The 14,830-nt window shown below is 57.3% G+C and carries 16 protein-coding genes; 10 read left to right on the top strand and 6 right to left on the bottom strand.

All coding sequences use genetic code 11. The annotated features are described in order from the left end of the window. Nucleotides 1-253: 253 nt before the first annotated feature. Nucleotides 254-1,504, bottom strand: a complete 1,251-nt coding sequence (gene tyrS, locus ACR0KN_RS04595; RefSeq protein WP_170773883.1) for a tyrosine--tRNA ligase — start codon at nt 1,502-1,504, stop codon at nt 254-256. A 231-nt stretch (nt 1,505-1,735) separates the two neighbouring features. Between tyrS and ACR0KN_RS04590 the strand changes: the two genes are divergently transcribed. Beyond that, a complete protein-coding gene (locus ACR0KN_RS04590) occupies nt 1,736-2,815 on the top strand; it encodes an anhydro-N-acetylmuramic acid kinase (RefSeq protein WP_480651664.1) in 1,080 nt (359 codons plus the stop codon). Nucleotides 2,816-2,916: 101 nt separating this feature from the next. Here the strand turns inward: ACR0KN_RS04590 and ACR0KN_RS04585 are convergent, their stop codons facing one another. Further along, a complete protein-coding gene (locus ACR0KN_RS04585) occupies nt 2,917-3,336 on the bottom strand; it encodes a cupin domain-containing protein (RefSeq protein ID WP_319544734.1) in 420 nt (139 codons plus the stop codon). Nucleotides 3,337-3,423: 87 nt separating this feature from the next. Here ACR0KN_RS04585 and ACR0KN_RS04580 point away from each other — a divergent pair, with 87 nt between their 5' ends. Then, nucleotides 3,424-4,842 (top strand): protein adenylyltransferase SelO, encoded by a 1,419-nt coding sequence (locus ACR0KN_RS04580; RefSeq protein ID WP_480651662.1) that lies wholly within the window; start codon nt 3,424-3,426, stop codon nt 4,840-4,842. Here the strand turns inward: ACR0KN_RS04580 and ACR0KN_RS04575 are convergent. Beyond that, on the bottom strand, nt 4,818-5,729 hold the full coding sequence (locus ACR0KN_RS04575) for an FHA domain-containing protein (protein ID WP_480651660.1): 912 nt from the start codon (nt 5,727-5,729) through the stop codon (nt 4,818-4,820). The two genes, ACR0KN_RS04580 and ACR0KN_RS04575, sit on opposite strands and share 25 nt — an antisense overlap. A 215-nt stretch (nt 5,730-5,944) precedes the next feature. On the opposite strand from ACR0KN_RS04575, the gene ACR0KN_RS04570 reads away from it, so the two are divergent. From ACR0KN_RS04570 to ACR0KN_RS04545, 6 genes are all read left to right on the top strand, one after another. After that, a complete protein-coding gene (locus tag ACR0KN_RS04570) occupies nt 5,945-6,649 on the top strand; it encodes an endonuclease/exonuclease/phosphatase family protein (RefSeq protein WP_480651658.1) in 705 nt (234 codons plus the stop codon). Between the two features lie 72 nt (nt 6,650-6,721). Further along, entirely contained in the window at nt 6,722-7,135 is a 414-nt protein-coding gene (locus ACR0KN_RS04565; protein ID WP_010440496.1) for a Fur family transcriptional regulator, read from the top strand. A 136-nt stretch (nt 7,136-7,271) separates the two neighbouring features. Further along, on the top strand, nt 7,272-8,150 hold the full coding sequence (locus ACR0KN_RS04560) for a DMT family transporter (RefSeq protein ID WP_170470777.1): 879 nt from the start codon (nt 7,272-7,274) through the stop codon (nt 8,148-8,150). Nucleotides 8,151-8,294: 144 nt separating this feature from the next. Next, entirely contained in the window at nt 8,295-9,572 is a 1,278-nt protein-coding gene (gene eno, locus ACR0KN_RS04555) for a phosphopyruvate hydratase (protein ID WP_170540248.1), read from the top strand. A 135-nt stretch (nt 9,573-9,707) separates the two neighbouring features. After that, entirely contained in the window at nt 9,708-10,025 is a 318-nt protein-coding gene (locus ACR0KN_RS04550) for a hypothetical protein (RefSeq protein WP_480651656.1), read from the top strand. 100 nt (nt 10,026-10,125) lie between these two features. Then, the gene (locus tag ACR0KN_RS04545; protein WP_010440483.1) at nt 10,126-10,293 is read left to right on the top strand and encodes a hypothetical protein; all 168 of its coding nucleotides are present in this window, start codon (nt 10,126-10,128) and stop codon (nt 10,291-10,293) included. Here ACR0KN_RS04545 and ACR0KN_RS04540 read toward each other — a convergent pair. The 3 genes from ACR0KN_RS04540 to mazG all read right to left on the bottom strand — a co-directional run bounded on the left by ACR0KN_RS04540 (nt 10,290) and on the right by mazG (nt 12,595). Next, on the bottom strand, nt 10,290-10,739 hold the full coding sequence (locus ACR0KN_RS04540) for a GNAT family N-acetyltransferase (RefSeq protein ID WP_170540242.1): 450 nt from the start codon (nt 10,737-10,739) through the stop codon (nt 10,290-10,292). The genes ACR0KN_RS04545 and ACR0KN_RS04540 overlap by 4 nt on opposite strands. After that, a complete protein-coding gene (locus ACR0KN_RS04535) occupies nt 10,736-11,674 on the bottom strand; it encodes a nucleoside hydrolase (RefSeq protein WP_480651653.1) in 939 nt (312 codons plus the stop codon). Before ACR0KN_RS04535 ends, ACR0KN_RS04540 begins: the two co-directional genes overlap by 4 nt. Nucleotides 11,675-11,737: 63 nt before the next feature. Then, nucleotides 11,738-12,595 carry a nucleoside triphosphate pyrophosphohydrolase gene (gene mazG, locus ACR0KN_RS04530; RefSeq protein WP_480651778.1) on the bottom strand — a complete coding sequence of 286 codons (858 nt, stop codon included), beginning with the start codon at nt 12,593-12,595 and terminating at the stop codon, nt 11,738-11,740. A 66-nt stretch (nt 12,596-12,661) separates the two neighbouring features. Here mazG and ACR0KN_RS04525 point away from each other — a divergent pair, with 66 nt between their 5' ends. Next, nucleotides 12,662-13,825 (top strand): M20 aminoacylase family protein, encoded by a 1,164-nt coding sequence (locus ACR0KN_RS04525; RefSeq protein ID WP_170773894.1) that lies wholly within the window; start codon nt 12,662-12,664, stop codon nt 13,823-13,825. Between the two features lie 12 nt (nt 13,826-13,837). Beyond that, on the top strand, nt 13,838-14,806 hold the full coding sequence (gene speB, locus ACR0KN_RS04520) for an agmatinase (protein ID WP_170540230.1): 969 nt from the start codon (nt 13,838-13,840) through the stop codon (nt 14,804-14,806). Nucleotides 14,807-14,830: the final 24 nt, after the last annotated feature.

Below are 14,830 nucleotides of genomic sequence, written 5' to 3'. Positions count from 1 at the left end.
TCACAATATCCCAAATTTCGAACGTCAAAACTCATGGTAGACTTTGAAACTATTTCGGGCAACGCAGTTCACAAACAAGAGCTGAACGACCAGAAATGGCACAGGCTGATAACAGTTTCTGACAATTGATCTTCTCTTTCGGACCCATAGCGATCTTCGTCGGGTGAATGCAAAAAAAAATTGCAGATCGAGTTACTCGATCTGCAACAATTTCTCCAAAGGACAAATGCTTGATAGAAGTTCTTTGACTGGATTAACCAAGTTTCACCAGCGCGTGGCGCTTCTTACCTGCGCTCAATTTGATGGGAGATGACAGTGCACCTGCGTCGATCATTAGGCCTGTGTCGGTCAGCGGGGCATCGTCCAGCTTGGCGCCGTTTTCGGCGATCAGGCGCTTGGCCTCTTTACCAGATTTGGCGAGGCCAGATTTAACGATCAACTGAACGATTGACATGCCGTCACCCAGTTCCGAAGCGCTGAGGGTTAGGGTCGGGAGGTCTCCGCCAACGCCGCCTTTTTCGAACACTTCGCGCGCGGTTGCCTCTGCGGTTGCTGCGGCTTCGGCACCGTGCAGCAGGGTGGTGACTTCGTTTGCAAGGCGCACCTTGGCCTCATTGACCTCGGACCCTTGCAGCGCGCCCATGCGATCGCATTCGTCGACCGGAAGCTCGGTAAAAATTTTCAGGAACCGGCCTACATCAGCGTCGGTGGTGTTGCGCCAGAACTGCCAGAATTCGTAGGGCGACAGCATATCGCCGTTCAGCCACACGGCACCGCCCTGCGACTTGCCCATTTTACGGCCATCGCTTGTGGTCAGCAGGGGCGTGGTCAGGCCGTAGATTTCGTGATCCAATACGCGGCGCGTCAGGTCGATGCCGTTCACGATGTTGCCCCACTGGTCCGAGCCGCCCATCTGCAGAACGCAACTATACCGGCGGTTCAGTTCGAGGAAATCATAGGCCTGCAGGATCATGTAGTTGAATTCGAGGAACGACAGCGATTGCTCGCGATCCAGCCGCGATTTAACGGATTCAAAGCTCAGCATCCGGTTTACTGAGAAATGCCGCCCGATATCGCGCAGGAAATCGAGGTAGTTCAGGCTGTCCAGCCACTCGGCATTGTTCAGCATCAGCGCGCCGGTCTCGCTGTCATCATAGGACAGGTATTTCGAGAACACCTGTTTCATGCCCGCGATGTTGGCGTCGATCTGTTCGGGGCCCAGCAATGGGCGTTCGTCCGAGCGGAATGACGGATCACCCACTTTCGTAGTGCCTCCACCCATTAGTGTGATCGGTTTGTGACCGGTCTTTTGCAGCCAGCGCAACACCATGATGTTCATCAAGTGACCCACATGCAGAGACTGCGCCGTGGCGTCATAGCCGATATATGCCGTCTGCACCCCAGAGATCAGCGCGTCGTCAAGGCCCTGATAATCGGTGCAGTCGGCGAGAAAGCCGCGCTCGATCATCGTGGCGATGAAATCCGATTTGGGGTGGTAGGTCATATCGTGCCCTTTGGGTTAGGTTTGCGGAGCACTGTATAGGCGGCGTCAGAGGCAAGGAAAAGGCACCATTTCCAAGAAAAGTGCCGCTCGCGCGTGATGTGTCTTGCCTTGGCTTCGCATTACCGTGCAGGTTGTGCCCAGAACCCTGCGAAACGGGTGTATGAACGGAACAATGAGGTCGATGTGGGCAGGGTCATCAGCAAATCGGGAGCGATCAGATCATTAGGCGCCATGTCAGGAACCTCTCTGGACGGTGTCGACGCGGCAGTGATCGAAACCGATGGGCAGGAAATTTTTGATTTTGGACCAATTGCCTACCGGGCGTATTCAGAGGAAGAGCGTGAGACCTTGCGCTCAGCGCTCGGGCAGTGGCATGGCTCCAAAGTCGATACTGCAGCTGAATTGGTAACTCGCGCGCATGCCGAGGTTCTGTCTGAATTCGAAGAAGTGGACCTGATCGGCTTCCACGGCCAAACGCTGGCGCATGAACCACGTGGGCGTGGGACTTTGCAGGTGGGTGACGGTTTGGGCCTGTCGCAGGCCCTTGGATTACCAGTGGTTTGGGACTTTCGCAGCGACGATGTGGCGCTGGGCGGCGAAGGGGCACCGTTGGCACCGTTCTTTCACTTTGCCTGCGCCAAGTGGATTGGGGCGCAAGAGCCGATGTGTTTCCTCAACCTGGGAGGTGTGGGAAACCTGACTTATGTCGATCCGTCATTTGATGGACCCGAAGCACCTGGGGCGTTGCTGGCTTTCGATACCGGGCCCGCCAATGCGCCGGTAGATGACCTGATGCAGGCGCGATTGGGCCTGCCGATGGACCAGGATGGCGAACTGGCGCGTGGTGGGACGGTCGAAACCGGTGCGCTGGAGCTGTTTCTGGCCGAACCTTTCTTTAATCGTATGCCCCCCAAGTCGCTGGATCGGAATGATTTCTCGGAAATGATCGATCTGGTGAAGGAACTGAACGACGCAGACGCGGTCGCCACGCTGACGGGCATGAGTGCAGCAGGTGTTGTGCAGGGAATGGAGCATTGCCCCAAGCCACCTTCGCGCATTCTGGTGACCGGGGGTGGCCGCAAGAACCCGGTGTTGATGGAAATGCTGCGCGTATCGCTGGATTGCCCGGTAGGGCCGGTTGAGGCGGTTGGTCTGGACGGCGATATGCTTGAAGCCCAAGCATTTGCCTATCTTGCGGTCCGGGTGGCGCGGGGCTTACCAACATCTGGTCCGGGTACAACCGGGGTCAGTGCGTTGGTTGGAGGCGGCGTCGTGTCGTCGCCAGCGCGGAGTGAGGTGGTTGGCGGGTAGGGCGCTCTGCCCTCGGTCGCTGCGCGTTCTCCCCCGGGGTATTTTGGGCCAGATGAAGAAGCAGATAGCTTTGGTGCGTAATCCTGTGGGTCCAGTGATTATTATTTTGCGGGTATATCGAAGTCGGGTCCTGCAAGCTCGAAACCTTCAAACTCAAAGCCTGGGGATACCGTGCAACTGACCAATGTGTAAGCGCCGGTGCTGCGCGCGGCTTGCCAATGCCCCTTGGGAACAATCAGCTGGGGTGCACCGTTGGCCAAGTCCGGGGTGAGCGTGTAAGCGATTGCCGGACCCGCATCGGTTGCGCTGATCGACAAGGTCAACGGTGCGCCTGAATGGTAGAGCCAGATCTCGGTCGCGTCGACTTTGTGCCAATGGCTGCTTTGACCTTCGGTCAGCAGGAAGTAGATGCAGGTACCGGTGGCACGGCCGGAATTGTCGGCCCGCCAGGTTTCTTTGAACCAACCTCCTTCGGGGTGCGGTTGCAGATCCAGGTGATTGATGATGTCTTGTGGGTTCATGGCGGCCTCGGGTTCGATTGCGCTGATTATGCACGGCGTCGCATGATCCGCTATGGCAATTGTGTAACCAGCGCATATGTTTGCCGCATGACCATGATGATCCCTTTTGACAATAGTTACGCCCGCCTGCCGGAGGGGTTCTTTGCGCGGCAGGCTCCTGTACCGGTCCGCGCGCCGAATTTGATCGCGTTTAATACCAATCTGGCAAAGCTATTGCGGATAACGCCCGATGAGGCTGAAGAGATGGCGCGGGCGTTTGCGGGAAATATCGTTCCGGAAGGTGCGGAGCCCTTGGCGCAGCTGTATTCCGGGCACCAGTTCGGTACCTATAACCCCCAGCTTGGAGATGGACGTGCAGTTCTGTTGGGCGAGACCATCGGCGCAGATGGGGTCAGGCGGGATATTCAGCTGAAAGGCTCGGGCCAGACGCCGTTTTCGCGCCGGGGCGACGGGCGCGCCTGGCTAGGGCCGGTGTTGCGCGAATATGTCGTGTCTGAGGCGATGCATGCGCTGGGCATTCCGACGACACGCGCCCTGGCGGCGGTCGAGACCGGTGAGATCGTGTTACGGGAAGGTCCGATGCCCGGTGCGATCCTGACGCGCGTGGCGCAGAGCCATTTACGCGTGGGTACCTTTCAGGTTTTTGCCGCCCGAGGACAGTTGGACAATCTGCGAAAGCTGACAGACTATGCTATTCAGCGTCACTATCCGGACGCACAAGGTCCGATGGGATTGCTGCGTGCTGTGCGCGATGCGCAGGCGCGACTGATTGCCCAGTGGATGAGCGTCGGATTTATTCACGGGGTGATGAATACGGACAACAGCTCGATCGCGGGTGAAACCATAGATTATGGACCTTGCGCCTTTATGGATTCCTATCATCCGAATACGGTGTTCAGCTCGATTGACCGGATGGGGCGTTATGCCTATTCCAACCAGCCTGAGATTGCGGTCTGGAATCTGGCGCAATTGGCGACTTCATTGATTCAGCAGTTCGAAGACAAAGAGGCGGCGGTTGAAGAAGCAACCGAAATTGTCCATGCCATGCCTGACCTGATGCAAGAGCATTGGTTGAAGAGGTTCCGGGCCAAGATCGGATTGGTTCGAGCTGAGGAGGGAGACCTTGAACTGATCTCGGACCTGCTGGTGCGGATGGCGCAGAATCAGGCAGACTTTACCAACACGTTTCGTGCGCTGGGCGGTGATCATGCGCGGGATCAGTTCACTGATCCTGGCGCGTATGACGAATGGGCTGAAGGATGGCGCGCGCGCTTGCAGCGCGAAGATACTCCTGACGTCGTAATGAGTGCTGCAAACCCGGCTTTCATTCCGCGCAACCACCGGATTGAGCAGATGATACAGTCGGCCGTTCAGGGAGATTACGCGCCATTCCATCGTTTGAACGACGTTTTGTCACGACCCTACGAGGATCAGTCCGATGCGGTTGATCTGACACGCCCTCCATCCGAGAGCGAAGTGGTTCATGCCACGTTCTGTGGTACCTGACTGCGGCCCAAAAGCTCGAACTGCAGGCAGGTTTCGGACTGTTCAATGGGCAGCGCTGGAGAAATCCAGCCGCTGTCTGCCAACATCACGGATTCGCGCTTGAGCTGGATTTCACGACCAGCCTCAGATTTCAGATAGGTACCGGATGTGCTGCGGTCTGACAGGATCAGCTTGCCATCCTTGATACTGAGAACAGCATGCAGGCGCGACACCCATGGTTGGGACAGCACGACGTCGCAATCTTGTGACCGGCCAATTGCCAGCTCGCCATTCTCGTGGCAGCGCCATGAGCGCTCTCCATGGGTAAGCAAAAGGGTCAAACGTTCCGCTGGCTTCCAGTGATCTTCGGTCCGGCCATGGGACAGCGGCAATCGGGTTTGCGTAAACGGGTCCATGTCCGGGTTCATCAGGGAATAGACCATGAACCGCTCTGTCAAACCTTTGAGGTTGAGTTGCCCAAGCGGTTTGAGAATCTGGCGCAAGTTTTCCTGTAGCATCGTCGCGACGCCATTGCTGACACAGGCCTCTCCTGGGTTGGCGGCCGTGGCAAGACGGGCGGTCACATTCACCGCTTCGCCATAAACACCTTTTTCGGCGATGACGATCGGCCCGCAATGTACACCAACATGCACAGACAGTGAGGTTTCCGGGGACTGTTCGATCAGGCCCATCGCTGCATTCAACGCCGCGTTTGGATCCAGGAAAAAGCTTAAAACATCATCCCCTTTCTGGCCAACTTGTGTGCCGCCATGGGTTGCAAGTACGCGACGTAGACGATCAAGTTCCAATTGGATAAGACGCTGCGCTTCGCCTTCGCCCACGGCTTTATACAATGGGGTGCTCCCTGAAATGTCTGCGATTACCAGGGTGGCGAATGTTGTATTCACGGTTGATCCTTAGTTTGGCTTTACGGGCACTTTACCCATAGAGATGCACGTGTACACGACATTTCCGTTTTGGTGGAGCGCATAGTGGTAAAAGCAATTTTAAGTTGAATGGTGGAGATTGAACCAAAGCAATCTATCTGGTTTCTGCGGGAATTTCATGTTGCACCAGGCGCTGAGCGTGGCACTCTTGGTGCTTGAGTAAACATCGGAATCCCATGGTCCTTCAGTCAACACTGCGTCTAGCCAGTTACAACATTCAGAAATGTGTGGGACTCGACTTCCGGCGTCAACCGCAGCGGATATTGCAGGTTATTGAGAATATGCAGGCGGATATTGTTGTGCTGCAGGAGGCCGACAAACGTTTGCCACCGCGCCCTGCCGCGTTGCCGCATTTCATGTTGGACGAAGCCGGCTGGCAGATTGTCGATCTGGGTGGTGCGGGCAGTCTGGGTTGGCACGGCAACGCCGTCATCTGGCGTGGAGACACAATTGCGGTGCGCCGGACCGGGCATCACGAGTTGCCGGGGCTGGAGCCGCGTGGTGCTGTGCGGGTCGAATTTGATACACAGATCGGGCCATTGCGCGTGATGGGGATGCATCTGGGATTGTTGCCCGCGTCGCGACGCCAGCAAATCAACCATATCAAGCGCTGTGACTCCGATCTTGACGATATGCCCACCGTCTGGGCTGGCGATTTCAACGAATGGTCGCGACAACCGGTTCTGGATCATCTGGCTCCGGACATGAGGTTTTTGCCGCCCGTGCCCAGCTTTCCGGCTGCACAGCCATTGGGGGCGCTGGACAGGATCGCAGTGGGACAGGGGCTTGAGGCAGCATTGCACGGGGTGCACGATGCGCGACCGGCGCACATCGCGTCTGACCATTTGCCGGTTTGGGCCGATTTGCGACGCGCTGCCTGACACGTAAATCCTGTGTGGCGCAAGGCACTCAGACATACTATGACAGAGTTTCGAACAGTTCCGGGGGTCACCATGTCCGATACGATTATCGCCCGTTGCGAAGCCAAGGGCCTGCGCATGACCGGTCAACGCCGGACCATCGCCCAGGTCTTGCAGCAGAGCGAGGATCACCCGGATGTTGAAGAGCTGTATGCCCGTGCCTCGGCAGAGGATTCGGGGATTTCGATCGCAACGGTCTATCGCACCGTTAAGCTGTTCGAAGAGGCCGGGATATTGGAGCGGTTGGAGTTCGGTGATGGCCGCGCGCGATACGAGGACGCAGAGCGTGATCACCACGATCACCTGATCGACATGCAGTCAGGCGAGGTGATCGAATTCGTAGACCCCGAGATTGAAGCACTGCAAGAAAAGATTGCGGCCAAGCTTGGGTATAAGCTGAAAGGCCATCGCCTGGAATTGTACGGCGTACCGCTGGAAAAAGACTGACTCATCACGAAAATCGATTGGTCGGCGCACGGGAAATCATCGAACATGTCGCAATACTGCTTGCGACGTCGTGAAGGTTACGATTTTTGTGCTGGAAGGACTCGCCTGTTAGCGGTCAATTCCAACGGAAACGCGCATGAACAACGTAAACGGCATTTTGCTGATCATCGGCTCGATGGCAGCCTTCGCGCTTGAGGACATGTTCATCAAGTACCTTTCGGTCAGTGTCTCGACCGGGCAGATCATGATCGTGTTGGGTCTGTTCTGCGGAACCGTCTTTGCAATCATGTCGTTGGTGACACGTAAACGCATTTTCGATCCTGTCGCGTGGGAACCGCTGCCACTGCTTCGGGCAGGGACTGAGGCTTTTGGAGCGCTCAGCTTCGTAACCGCTTTGTCATTGGTCGATCTGTCGACCGTAGCTGCGGTTTTTCAAGCGATGCCGCTATTCGTTACGATGGGGGCTGCGCTGTTTCTGGGCGAGCAGGTCGGCTGGCGTCGTTGGAGCGCCATCGGCATTGGCTTTGTCGGCGTCTTGATGATCATTCGCCCCGGGCTCGAAGGTTTCCAGCCAGAATCTCTGTTTGTTTTGGTTTCGGTTGTTGCGATCGCAGCGCGTGATCTGATCACACGCAGGCTGGATGTTCGTGTAGCCTCGTCGGTCGTCGCATTGCAGGCCTATATCGGAGTAGCGCTGGCTGGTGCGGCCCTGATGGTGTTCACAGTACAGCCCATCGTGCCGCTGCAGCCTGCGCAGATCGGGCCTTATCTGGGTGCCATCGGGTTCGGCGTTTTGGGCTATTATGGCATCGTAACCGCGATGCGGATCGGCGAGGCTTCGGCGCTGACGCCGTTTCGGTATACCCGGTTGGTGTTCTCGATCATGGCCGGCATGCTAATGTTCGGCGAACGCCCTGACAGCATGACGCTGGCCGGTGCCGGTCTGATTATCGGATCAGGTTTGTACACCTTCATTCGAGAACGCCAGCTGGCGCAGGCGCTGGCAGCGGCCTAAGCACTCGCTACCTGTTGGCGCAAACAGCAAACTGTTAGCCCTAAAGGCTGAAAAATATACGTGTTAGCGATAACGGAAACGGTTTACTTTTTGCCGCGTGCTGCTATGAGGCATGCAACTGTTGGCATCATCGGGACCCATATCATGAGCACGATCATCGACATCCACGCACGCGAAATTCTGGACAGCCGGGGTAACCCGACGGTCGAGGTGGACGTGATTCTGGAAGACGGCACTATGGGCCGCGCTGCCGTGCCCTCGGGCGCGTCAACCGGTGCCTATGAGGCAGTGGAAAAGCGTGATGGCGACAAGGCCCGCTATATGGGCAAGGGCGTGCTGGAAGCGGTCGCTGCCGTTAACGGTGAGATCGCCGAAGAACTGGTGGGCTTTGATGCGACTGAGCAGGTGGCCATTGATCAGGCGATGATTGAACTCGACGGGACTGAGAACAAGGGCCGTCTGGGTGCGAACGCCATTCTTGGTGTCTCGCTGGCGACGGCCAAGGCTGCGGCGGATTTCACCACACAGCCTCTGTATCGCTACGTCGGCGGTACTTCAGCGCGCGTTCTTCCGGTGCCGATGATGAACATCATCAATGGTGGAGAACACGCCGATAACCCGATCGACATTCAGGAATTCATGATCATGCCGACCTCGGCCGCGAATATCCGTGAGGCCGTGCGCATGGGGTCTGAGGTATTTCACACGTTGAAGAAAGAACTCTCGGCGGCTGGTCTGGCCACTGGTGTGGGCGATGAGGGCGGCTTTGCTCCGAACATCGCGTCGACTCGTGAGGCACTGGATTTCATTCTGAAATCCATCGAAAAAGCGGGCTACAAGCCGGGTGAGGAAATCCATCTGGCGCTGGATTGCGCCGCGACCGAGTATTTCAAGGACGGTAAGTACGTGCTGGCGGGTGAGGGCATTTCGCTGACATCCGATGAAAACGCCGCCTATCTGGCCGCACTGGTCAACGATTACCCGATCATCTCGATCGAAGACGGTATGTCCGAAGATGACTGGGATGGCTGGAAGGCCCTGACCGACGCTATCGGTGACAAGGTGCAGCTGGTCGGCGACGATCTGTTCGTGACCAATCCGGCGCGTCTGGCCGAAGGAATCGAGCGTGGCTGTGCGAACTCGATGCTGGTCAAGGTGAACCAGATCGGTTCGCTGACCGAGACCCTTCGTGCCGTCGATATGGCCCACCGCGCGCGATACACCAACGTAATGTCGCACCGCTCGGGCGAGACCGAAGACGCCACGATTGCCGATCTGGCGGTCGCGACAAACTGTGGCCAGATCAAAACCGGCTCTCTGGCGCGCTCGGACCGGTTGGCGAAATATAATCAGTTGATCCGTATTGAGGAATCGCTGGGCGAGGTCGCGGAATATGCAGGTTCGTCTATCCTGAAACGCTGATCTGCGTCTCTGCATTTGGACTTGAATGGGCCTCGGCGTTATCGCCGGGGCTATTTTTTTCTTTGTCTTGTCGTCGTTCCGTCTAATCTGTGTCAGATAGGCCATCACGCGGTGGTCGATGGGAGAGGACGTCATATGAGCCATCTAAAACTCATCGTGGGTGCAGTTTCGCTGTTGATCTTGCCTCAGTTGGTGTTTGCTGATCGACCGCCAGAGGCAGTGTGTCAGAAGATGGTGGAAGGTGATCCCAGCGGGCAGATCACGATGGAGGAATGTCTGTGTACTTATTACGTCGCCGATACGGTGCTGGACGATGACATCAAAGCCCTTTTGTTCGACTCCTGGTACACCGGCGAGAACAGAACCGAGCAGCTCAACGCGTTGCCGCAGCCCAAGCGGGTGCCAAGGCAACTAAAAACCATGGAACAGACGTTCAACAAGAATTGCCTCTAAGCTAGAATATTCCGACATAAAAATCATTATGTGTGAACTTGTTCCTATTGCGGCGGAACAAGCCCCGATATTCTGCCTGTATTGCAGAAAGGGGGACGATATGTCTGCTTCAAAAATCTTTCTTGTAATTTCAATGCTTTCCGTCGGGCTTCTAGCCGCTTGCTCGGAGCCGGGGACCTATCCGATCACGGGGATGGAGGTCTCGCAGGATGATCCGGTGCAGGACATGGTGAACCCCGCCGTGATCTTCCGGGGTGAATCGCGCTAGAGCAATTTGCTCATCAGCATGTAGCGATCGCGCGGTTTGAAACCTGACCGGAGATAAAGTTTCTGCGCAGTCTCATTGGTGCGGTCGACTTCAAGATGCAGGGCGGTCAGGCCAGCTTCGGCCAGCGCTTTGGGGAGATCATGCAGCACTTCGGTTGCGATACCGCGGCCTCGGACAGCAGGGCGGATGTAAATCTCATCCACAAAGGCGTCCATGCCACCAAACTCGACCGACCAGCCGAAGGTGAGGATGACATAGCCCAGCGGCGCTCGGCCCGGCCCGATCAGGTAGATGCAGCCATGAGGTATGCCATCCAGCAAAGGGGCCAGCGCGTTGCGGCGTTTCTCGTCATCCTGCGCGATGCCGGATTCCGAATGAAACGCTGCGACCAGTGCCATCAGGCGATCCAGATCGTCGGGACGGGCAAGGCGGAGTGCAGCGGTCATAGGCGGGCAAGCCTTTCTGTGAGCAGGTCGAAGAAACCTTGGGCGTCCACGTCGCCTATGAACATGGCATTTGGAGCGCGGTCGGTGACACCCCACCAGTCGGCCACAGTCATGCCCAACGTCAGTTCTGATTGGGTTTCGATCTCAACATTGATGTGGCGGCCCGAGAACAGATTGGGCCGGATCAGATAGGCGGTCACGCAGGGGTCGTGCAGCGGCGCGCCTTCCGAGCCGTATTTTTCTTTGTCGAAGCGTTCGAAGAAATCGGTCATTTCTGCCACCGCATGACCGACCTTGCTGTCCAATGCTCGGAAGGCGTCATTGCGATGAGGCGTGACCAGCGCGTCATGGGTCACGTCCAGCGGCATCACCACGATGTGGATGCCGGATTTAAACACGATATCAGCCGCTTCCGGGTCGACATAGATGTTAAATTCCGCAGCTGGAGTTATATTTCCAACTTCGAAATAGGCGCCGCCCATTAAGACGATCTCTTGCACCCGGTCGATGATATCGGGCGCCTTCAGAAAGGCCGAGGCGATGTTGGTCAGCGGCCCCAGCGGGCAGAGCGTGACCGTGCCGGGCTCATGCGCGCGCAGGGTTTCGATGATGAAATCGACCGCGTGTCCTTCGGCCAGAGGCATTTCAGGATCGGGGAGAACAGGACCGTCGAGCCCGGTTTTGCCATGAACATGTTCGGCGGTGACAAGCGGGCGTTTCAGCGGTCGGTCGCATCCGGCATAGACGGGGATATCGGTATGGCCCGCCAATTCACACACGATGCGTGCATTCTTGGCGGTAAGTTCCAGCGGAACGTTTCCGGCGACGGCGGTGATGCCCAGAACCTCGATCTCTTCAGGGCTGGCAAGGGCCAGAAGTATCGCAACGGCGTCGTCCTGACCGGGATCGGTATCGATGATGATTTTACGGGGCATGGGGATCTCCGAGGGCCGTGAAGGTGGGACACTCGCAAGTGTCGCGGGACTTGTCTAGCCGAATTACGCCCCTGTCGGGGCATCCACCGGCGGGAGTTTGCCATTGGCGCGATGTTCTTCGATTTTCACCTCATCCCAGAGCGCGTCCATCTCGGCCAGATCACTTTGAGAGGGCGTTCTTCCGCGTTCGGCCAGCCGGGCTTCGACCTTCTCGAAGCGGCGGGTGAACTTGGCGTTTGTGCGGCGCAGGGCGGCTTCGGGTTCGATATCTAAGTGGCGGCCGAGGTTGACGATCACGAACAGCAGATCACCGAATTCATCTTCCAGCGCATCGGCATCCATGCTGTCGCGCGCTTCTTCCAGTTCGGCGGCCTCCTCGGTGATCTTTGCCAGCACATGGCTGGCGTCGGGCCAGTCAAAGCCCACACGCGCGGCACGTTTCTGCAGTTTATGCGCACGTAGCAAAGCAGGCAGGTTGGCGGCGACGCCGTCCAGTGCGCCTTTCTGTTCTTTGCCCGCGCGTTCGGCGGCTTTGATGGTCTCCCAATCCTTCGTCTGTTGGTCGGCGGACTTGTCACGGGATTCGTCACCGAACACATGCGGGTGCCGGTCAACCATCTTGTCCGACATGGTGCGCACTACGTCCTGAAAGGTGAAATGCCCAGCCTCTTCAGCCATTTGCGCGTGGAAGACGGATTGGAACAGCAGGTCACCCAGCTCCCCTTTCAACTCGTCATAGGCCTTGCGTTCGATGGCATCTGCGACCTCATAGGCTTCTTCGATCGTATAGGGGGCAATTGTCGAAAAATCCTGTTCGATATCCCACGGGCAGCCAGTTTCAGGGTCGCGCAGACGGCGCATGATTTCCAGCAAACGCTCGATACCCGCGTCCGTGTCGTGGATCAGAGGATTTTCGGCCATTGCGAACCCTTTCGTTCCGGTGTCAGATGCATCCATCCCGCAGTCAGGATCAGGAGTCCACCCCAGATGCCCGTCGTCAACCGAATTGCCGATTACGCCGCCGATATGGCCAAGTGGCGCCAGCACCTTCACACCATCCCCGAACTGGAATTCGAATGCTATGAGACCGCTGCTTTCGTGGCCGAGCGTCTGCGCGAGTTCGGCGTGGATGAGCTGCACGAAGGGATCGCCAAAACAGGCATGGTCGCGATCATCAATGGGCAGGGCGAGGGTCCGACCATTGGTCTGCGTGCCGATATGGATGCGCTGCCGATTACCGAGGAGACAGGCGTAGATTACGCTTCGAAGAACCCCGGCATGATGCATGCGTGTGGTCATGACGGCCACACCACCATGCTGTTAGGCGCAGCGCGCTATCTGGCTGAGACGCGGAATTTCGCGGGTCGCGTTGCGCTGATCTTTCAGCCCGCCGAGGAAGAAGGTGGTGGCGCAGGCGTCATGGTCGAAGAAGGCATTATGGATCGGTTCGATATCTCTCAGGTCTATGGCATCCACAATACTCCGGGTCGGCCTGAGGGTCTGTTCGAGACCACGCCGGGGCCGCTGATGGCAGCTGTGGATACGTTCGAGATCCATATTCAAGGTGTTGGCGGCCACGGGGCCATGCCACACGAAACGAAAGACCCGGTGATGGCGGCCTGCGGGATGGCGCAGGCAATCCAGACAATTGTCAGTCGCAATCACTATGCGCTTGACGATCTGGTGGTATCAGTGACGCAGATTCACACCGGAACGGTGAACAATGTCATTCCCGACACCGCTTATTTGAACGGCACTGTCCGCACCTTTGATCCTGTAGTGCAGAAAATGGTCAAAGAACGGATGGCGCAGATTGTGGCAGGGCAGGCGGCCTCGTACGGTGTTGAGGCCAAACTGGAGTATCAAGAGGGTTATCCTGCCACCATCAATGACGCCGATAAGGCGGCATTCGCAGCTGAAGTGGCGCGGGATGTTTCCGGTGCGGAACGTGTGAAGGATAATGCTGGACGCGAGATGGGGGCAGAGGATTTTTCCTATATGCTGCAGGCCCGACCCGGTGCTTATCTGTTCATGGGACAAGGAGAGGGCGCAGGACTGCACCATCCGAAATACAACTTCAATGACGACGTCGCGCCGATTGGAGCGTCCTTCTTTGCGCGGATCGTCGAAAAGGCACAGCCGTTGGGCTGACAGGGAAAAGACATGGCACTGGAAGATGCAAAGAACCAGGTGGATGAGGCGTTCACCAACCCCGATCTCAAGGGGCTGTCGTATGAGAACACCTTTGGCGGCGCGACCTCATTTCTGCGGCGGCTCTATACCAAAGACCTGACGGGCGTTGATATCGCTGTTACCGGCGTGCCCTTCGATCAGGCGGTGACCAATCGGCCCGGAACGCGCCTCGGGCCCCGCGCGATCCGCGAGGCGAGCGCCCTGCAATCGCCCGATGCGCCCTATGGCTGGCCGTTTGATGCGCTGAGTGAACTGGCCATCGTGGATTATGGCGACATGGCCTATGACTATGCCAATATCCCGGCTTTTCCCGACACGCTGACCGACCACATCCGTACCATTCTGAAGGCCGATGTCGCTTCGGTCACGCTAGGTGGGGATCATTATATCAGCTTCCCGATCCTCAAAGCTTATGCCGAGAAATATGGGCCGATGTCGCTGCTGCAATTCGATGCGCATACGGACACCTGGGCCGATGATGACATGTCCCGCGTGGACCACGGGACCATGTTCTACAAGGCGGTGAAATCGGGGATCGTGGACCCGAAACGTTCGGTTCAGGTGGGGATACGCACCACAAATGAGGACACGCTAGGCGTCAACATCATCGATGCGCGCGAGGTTTACGAATCCGGACCCGCCGCTGTGGCGCAGAAGATCAAAGGGATATTGGGCGACAGACCCGTTTATCTGAGTTTCGACATCGACGGTCTTGATCCGGCCTTTGCCCCTGGAACAGGCACGCCGGTTTGGGGTGGTCTGAGTTCGATTCAGGCTCAGATCATCCTGCGGGACATTGCTGGGATCAACATCAAGGGTGGTGACGTGGTCGAGGTCTCTCCGCCATACGACACATCTGGTGCGACGGCGATTGCGGGGGCCCATGTGGCGACGCAGATCATATGCCTGTTGGGGTGGAACAAGCTGGTGAAGCCTTAACCTTTGGTTAGGCATAATCCCGGT

The sequence above is a fragment of the Ruegeria sp. AP7 genome, from assembly GCF_056539905.1.
The sequence above is the reverse complement of the archived record's forward strand: the minus strand, read 5'-3'. Positions and strand labels throughout refer to the sequence as shown.

What these genes read in the sequence shown, in the direction of transcription:
- ACR0KN_RS04535 (WP_480651653.1), bottom strand. Translation starts at nt 11,674, where the DNA reads ATGCCCCGTAAAATCATCATCGATACCGATCCCGGTCAGGACGACGCC.
- ACR0KN_RS04525 (WP_170773894.1), top strand. Translation starts at nt 12,662, where the DNA reads ATGCCCGTCGTCAACCGAATTGCCGATTACGCCGCCGATATGGCCAAG.
- mazG (WP_480651778.1), bottom strand. Translation starts at nt 12,595, where the DNA reads ATGGCCGAAAATCCTCTGATCCACGACACGGACGCGGGTATCGAGCGT.
- ACR0KN_RS04550 (WP_480651656.1), top strand. Translation starts at nt 9,708, where the DNA reads ATGAGCCATCTAAAACTCATCGTGGGTGCAGTTTCGCTGTTGATCTTG.
- ACR0KN_RS04545 (WP_010440483.1), top strand. Translation starts at nt 10,126, where the DNA reads ATGTCTGCTTCAAAAATCTTTCTTGTAATTTCAATGCTTTCCGTCGGG.
- ACR0KN_RS04590 (WP_480651664.1), top strand. Translation starts at nt 1,736, where the DNA reads ATGTCAGGAACCTCTCTGGACGGTGTCGACGCGGCAGTGATCGAAACC.
- ACR0KN_RS04565 (WP_010440496.1), top strand. Translation starts at nt 6,722, where the DNA reads ATGTCCGATACGATTATCGCCCGTTGCGAAGCCAAGGGCCTGCGCATG.
- ACR0KN_RS04585 (WP_319544734.1), bottom strand. Translation starts at nt 3,336, where the DNA reads ATGAACCCACAAGACATCATCAATCACCTGGATCTGCAACCGCACCCC.
- tyrS (WP_170773883.1), bottom strand. Translation starts at nt 1,504, where the DNA reads ATGACCTACCACCCCAAATCGGATTTCATCGCCACGATGATCGAGCGC.
- ACR0KN_RS04560 (WP_170470777.1), top strand. Translation starts at nt 7,272, where the DNA reads ATGAACAACGTAAACGGCATTTTGCTGATCATCGGCTCGATGGCAGCC.
- speB (WP_170540230.1), top strand. Translation starts at nt 13,838, where the DNA reads ATGGCACTGGAAGATGCAAAGAACCAGGTGGATGAGGCGTTCACCAAC.
- ACR0KN_RS04580 (WP_480651662.1), top strand. Translation starts at nt 3,424, where the DNA reads ATGACCATGATGATCCCTTTTGACAATAGTTACGCCCGCCTGCCGGAG.
- ACR0KN_RS04570 (WP_480651658.1), top strand. Translation starts at nt 5,945, where the DNA reads ATGGTCCTTCAGTCAACACTGCGTCTAGCCAGTTACAACATTCAGAAA.
- eno (WP_170540248.1), top strand. Translation starts at nt 8,295, where the DNA reads ATGAGCACGATCATCGACATCCACGCACGCGAAATTCTGGACAGCCGG.
- ACR0KN_RS04540 (WP_170540242.1), bottom strand. Translation starts at nt 10,739, where the DNA reads ATGACCGCTGCACTCCGCCTTGCCCGTCCCGACGATCTGGATCGCCTG.